Origin of the sequence: Protofrankia sp. CiP3 (assembly GCF_917627345.1) — a bacterium.
GTDB lineage: Bacteria > Actinomycetota > Actinomycetes > Frankiales > Frankiaceae > Protofrankia.
Genome location: NZ_CAKJTM010000029.1, coordinates 50,873 through 55,235, shown reverse-complemented (window position 1 = coordinate 55,235; position 4,363 = coordinate 50,873). Strand labels below are relative to the sequence as shown.

The 4,363-nt window shown below is 58.9% G+C and carries 5 protein-coding genes; all 5 read left to right on the top strand.

The window, feature by feature from the left end; translation table 11 throughout:
* On the top strand, positions 1 to 1,282 hold a 1,282-nt coding region (locus MJ797_RS12815), incomplete at its 5' end, for a DUF3696 domain-containing protein (RefSeq protein ID WP_239334566.1).
* 3 nt (positions 1,283 to 1,285) lie between these two features.
* On the top strand, positions 1,286 to 1,777 hold the full coding sequence (locus tag MJ797_RS12810) for a hypothetical protein (RefSeq protein WP_239334565.1): 492 nt from the start codon (positions 1,286 to 1,288) through the stop codon (positions 1,775 to 1,777).
* A complete protein-coding gene (locus tag MJ797_RS12805) occupies positions 1,671 to 2,192 on the top strand; it encodes a hypothetical protein (RefSeq protein ID WP_239334564.1) in 522 nt (173 codons plus the stop codon). The genes MJ797_RS12810 and MJ797_RS12805 overlap by 107 nt, the downstream gene beginning before the upstream one ends.
* Before the next feature lies 1 nt (position 2,193).
* Positions 2,194 to 3,873, top strand: a complete 1,680-nt coding sequence (locus tag MJ797_RS12800) for a DUF262 domain-containing protein (protein ID WP_239334563.1) — start codon at positions 2,194 to 2,196, stop codon at positions 3,871 to 3,873.
* 64 nt (positions 3,874 to 3,937) lie between these two features.
* A partial coding sequence (locus tag MJ797_RS12795) for an ACT domain-containing protein (RefSeq protein ID WP_239334562.1) occupies positions 3,938 to 4,363 on the top strand: 426 nt, incomplete at its 3' end.

Sequence of the window (4,363 nt, the reverse complement as noted above, 5' to 3'; positions counted from 1 at the left end):
GCTGGGAGGTATGTCCCTGCGAGCGCTGACCATCGAGAGCTACAAGTGCTTCGATCGGAAGCAGACTGTCGAACTGCGCCCGCTCACAGTTCTACTCGGCCGCAATAACGCCGGAAAAAGTGCTCTCGCCCGGCTGCCAGCTGTTGTCTCAACCGGTATGCGCACCGGCTCCGGCGCTCCCATTGAGATGGAATCACTGGGCATCGACGTCGCGGGAACTTTCACCGATCTCATCTTCGGACATCGGCCGCACGGCAGCATACACATAGGACAGCGGTTCGAAACTGAAAGCATGGGGACCATCAACGTCGAATCAGAGGTCCAGAACATCGATGAGTACCAGATTCAGCTAGTCAGCAGATTTGTCCTTTCCGTACAAGGCAGACGGCTCGAGCTCAACTGGGACCTCAGCGACCCTCGCTCTCACGACAGATGGTATGAATTCAGCAAAAACGGCTCCTCCTGGGCCATGGGAGTCCATTTTGCCGGACTTCTTCCGGAAGCCATCACGCCTGGTCACGCATTCGACCATGACGATCTTGATGTCTTTCTTCGGGCGATTCATCTGATTCGCGACGATTTTCCGACGATCCGTTATGTTGGACCATTCCGTCACCAGCCACATCGTTACTACCGCCTTCCCGCCCGGGCGCCGGATGCGGTCGGAGTGATGGGTGAGGCCACACCCACAATTGTTGCCGACGATCGATTTCGCCGGAGTGGACTGCTGGTCGACCAGATCAACGCTTATTTCCGTCGGGAACTCCCCGGGTGGCTGGTGGATGTCGACATCCAGAACAACCTGTACTCGCTGGTGCTGGCCTCGACTAGTTCCCCGGAGATCCGGGTCAACCTGGTGGACACGGGCACTGGCATTGCCCAGGCACTCCCCATTCTTGTCCAACGGGCGATGGACGGCCTCCATCCACCCGCTCGATCGACGCTAGAAATCATCGAACAGCCGGAACTGCATCTGCATCCGGCTGGGCACGCCGCATTGGCCGACCTCTACATCGCCGGGGTGAAGCAGCCGTCATGCAGTTTCATCGTGGAAACGCACAGCGAGACATTCATCCTGCGACTCCGTCGGCGCATCGCCGAAGGCAGTCTTGATCCGGATAAGATTGCACTGTACTTCGTGGACCACGATGGAACCTCGGCGCAGGTCAGACACATCGAATTGGACCGTCTCGGTAACGTCGAGAACTGGCCGGACGGTATCTTCACCGAGGATTACCGCGAGGTGCGCGCGCTTGCCGACGCACAGAATTCCAGGATGTGAGCGGTGCAGGTCAGAACTGACCCACAGATATTCACCAGCCCCCAGAACTTCGACTTGATCATCCGCCTGGTGGATCTGGTGACACGAGAGCGACACCACTGGCGAATCGACACCGACACCGAGAAGCAAGCAAAGGAATATTTCAAGGAACACATCCCCGGACTCGCTTCCGTCTATCACTCACTCATTGAAAAAAGCGTCGCCGCAGCTGCCTGGTCAGCTTCAACCGAAAAAATCATCGCAAAGGTCACAAATGAGAACCTGGACCAGATTGTAGCCGACCTCACACATCCGGCGGTTATCGTCGTCGAGGACGTGGTTTCCGAAGGCGTACTGCTGCGAGCATTATTCCGGGCATTCAGCAGAAGCGACCTCATCCGGGCGCTTCATGGATGTCGCGCACGAAGCTGCCCGCCCGTTTCGGACGGTCATCCGGGTCCGGGGTCTTCTCGACAGCGACCGGCTGATCCCGAATTCCACTACCAAACCGCATGAGATCGCGGCGAGCCTGCGCCGGTATGATATACAAGTTCACGTTCTCACTCTGCGCGAAGCCGAGAACTACATTCCCGACAAGGCACTGCTGAAGGCTCACGGGGACGAAACACACAGACAACGGGTTACCGCTTTGAGCCGGCTGACGGACAAGCAACGCGGATACTTCGACATGAAGTCGGGCTTCCAGCGTGAACAAGACGGTTCAGTCCGGATCCCGCCAGCGCAGAAGGAGCTCTTCGCGACGCTGGACGACGAGACCCTGAATATCATTGCTGCCGGGTTCGGGAGAAAGATTCTCGAATGCTTGGCGGATGGTACAGCCGATCTGGCGGTGGAGGACTTCGCAACGCTCGGGCAGGCAGTCGAAGCAGAGCTGAGACTCTTGCTCAAAATGATCAGCGAGGTGGTCTGAGGTGTCGAAAGAAAGCCCGTCACAGCCCGGCGAGATGACTGTCAAGCCCGAGATCATGCTTCTCGGCGATATTCTCGATGACATCAGCCTGGGAAGGCTACGTGTTCCCCGCTTTCAGCGTCCTTTTGTCTGGCGTCCCGACCAGATGCTCGATCTGTTCGACAGCATCGAACGGGGCTACCCGATCGGTAGCCTACTCGCGTGGGAAACGGAGCAGCCCGTCCCGAGTCTCGACGAGATCGGAAACATTGATATCCGCAGTTCATCGCCAACCATTTCGGTCTCATACATACTGGACGGCCATCAGCGTCTGTCAACCTTGTACGGCAGCCTCCTGCGGCCCACCACTGACCAACGTACGACCGAACAGCGGTCATGGATGTGGTGGGTCTACCGCGAGCTGGGCACCACCAGGCCGGGCTTCACCAGACAATCGAAGTTTCGTCACTGGACGCGCGCGGAACAACCCCCCGCACATTATCTCCCGGTTCGGGCGGTGCTCCGGACACTCGATTTTCTAGGATATGCCCGGGACCTGCAGACGCTGCCGGCCACCGACCATGTCGAAGCGCTCATCGACGAAGCCGAGCAGGTCGCGCAACGAATCAAATCGTACAAGATCGCCGTCGTGCGGCTGGTGGGAGGTTCCCTCGAGCAGGCGGTCGAGGTTTTTTCCCGTTTGAACAGCAAGGGACAAGCTATGTCCGCCGTTCAGATGGTGTCGGCACTGACCTACCATCATGATTCCGAGGAGAATCTCAACGAACGCATCAATATTATGATCGAGGCTCTTTCCTCGGTTGGTTATTCAGATCTTCCGGCCAGTGCGGTCTTCCGGTCCCTGCTGGCGGTTGCCGGCGAGGAGGACGTGCAGACAAGTCGCTGGGAATCACTGGCCAGCCGTAACCGTGATCGTCTTAATGACGCCGTGGAGCGGACCGAAATCGCGCTGGGAAGAACCATCAGATTTCTTCGGGACGACATAGGTGTTCCACTCGCGAGACTGGTACCCTACAACATTCAGATCCTCCTCCTGACCATATTCTTCAACATACGGGACAACCCCACCGGTGAGCAGGTGGAAACACTTCGCAGATGGTTCTGGTCCACCTCCTGGTCAGGATTTTTCGCCGGAGCCAACTCAACCCAGGTCAAGAACTACCTGAACACCATGAAAATCTTCGCCGACGGCGGACCAGGACCCGAAGGTCAGAATCAGGTCGCCCGGCCCTTTCCCGATCGTTTCGACATGCGCAGCGCCCGGATCAGAACCTTCATCCTGTGGGAGCTACAGGAGTTGCGAGAGCGTCTGGATTCCACCGGTGCAGCCATCGACGTTGTGGGAACGCTTGAGCGGGCTGACACCAGAGCATACCGACAGATCATCACGGAAAAGGCTGACGGTACCCAGAGCCCGGCTAATCGGATCATCTTCCCGACACAGCCCGGAACATCCGTGCGACGCGCCCTGCGCACCCTTCCGGCCGACATCGAGCTGGCGGTACTCCAAAGTCACGGAATTCCCATCGACCTACTACCTCATATCATGAAAGGCGACGACGCCAAGTTCATAGCAGGCCGCGCCGAACACCTGGCGGGCCGAGAGCGGGAACTGATGACGAAGTTCGGGGTCCGGCCTGCTGATTCGGCGCTGGGTAGTACGGATATCGATACAGAGTAGATCGCCGTATCCGAGCGGATGGACCGCATACGCCGTCGCTCGGCTGACCCCTTATCGTGGACGCGTGTCCTGTCAGCGTCTGATACTCACGCTCAGTTGCCCCGATCGGCGGGGCATCGTCGCGGCGGTGTCCTCCTTCATCACCGAGAGTGGTTGCAACATCGTCGAAGCCCAGCAGTATCTGGACCCCGACAGCACCCACTTCTTCCTGCGCCTGGCCGCCGACGTGGAGGAGCCGCACGGCAGCCTGGAGGATCTGTGTGACGCCTTCGGCGCGGTTGCCGAGACCTTCTCGATGGACTGGCAGATCTGGGACGCCGCCGTCCGATCCCGCACCATGATCATGGTCTCGCAGCACGATCACTGTCTGGCCGACCTGCTGTCGCGCCGCCGTGCCGGCACCCTGTCGATCGAGATCGCCGGTGTCGTGTCCAACCACCGCGACGCCGAAGAGCTGGTCCGCTGGCACGGTGTGCCCTTCCACCACCTG

Excerpts from the sequence above, each read along its gene's own strand:
- MJ797_RS12805 (WP_239334564.1), top strand. The coding sequence starts at position 1,671 with ATGGATGTCGCGCACGAAGCTGCCCGCCCGTTTCGGACGGTCATCCGG.